This is a genomic window from Pseudomonas sp. 2822-17 (assembly GCF_002742485.1).
In the GTDB taxonomy this organism is placed as follows: Bacteria; Pseudomonadota; Gammaproteobacteria; order Pseudomonadales; family Pseudomonadaceae; genus Aquipseudomonas; species Aquipseudomonas cyclaminis.
Map to the genome: position 1 here is coordinate 1 of NZ_LJRZ01000358.1, position 358 is coordinate 358.

General features: G+C 36.9%; 2 protein-coding genes. One reads left to right on the top strand and one right to left on the bottom strand.

Features of this window, described 5'->3' with window-relative positions:
- Nucleotides 1-171, top strand: a 171-nt coding sequence (locus AOA60_RS34550; RefSeq protein ID WP_143522410.1) for a GMC oxidoreductase, incomplete at its 5' end; no start/stop codon positions are given.
- Between the two features lie 43 nt (nt 172-214).
- Here the strand turns inward: AOA60_RS34550 and AOA60_RS34555 are convergent.
- Nucleotides 215-349 (bottom strand): HAD hydrolase family protein, encoded by a 135-nt coding sequence (locus tag AOA60_RS34555; protein ID WP_368731568.1) that lies wholly within the window; start codon nt 347-349, stop codon nt 215-217.
- Nucleotides 350-358: the final 9 nt, after the last annotated feature.

The window sequence follows — 358 nt, forward strand, 5'->3', positions numbered from 1 at the left end:
GTCTTAAACAAATATTGTCAAACCCATGAAATATCTAATTTGTTCGTTGTTGGAAGTTCTGCATTTCCAACTATCGGAGCTTACAATCCTGCAGAAACCGTAGGAGCTTTAGCTTATTGGGTGGCAGATTATATAAAAAAAGAGGCAAAAGTCGGCGACATATTTGTATAAAACAGTATTTTGGAGACTCCTTTAGAAAGGGCCTCCATTTCAGTTAAGATAATATATACTTTTCTACAACGGTGGCAACACCTTCGTTAATATTGGTATCAGTAACTATATCAGCTTTTTCCTTTACTTCTTCTGGAGCATTTCCCATTGCTACCCCTAATCCTGCTAGCTCAATCATGTCTATATC

Coding starts and splice junctions, on each gene's coding strand:
- AOA60_RS34555 (WP_368731568.1), bottom strand. CDS start 349: ATGATTGAGCTAGCAGGATTAGGGGTAGCAATGGGAAATGCTCCAGAA.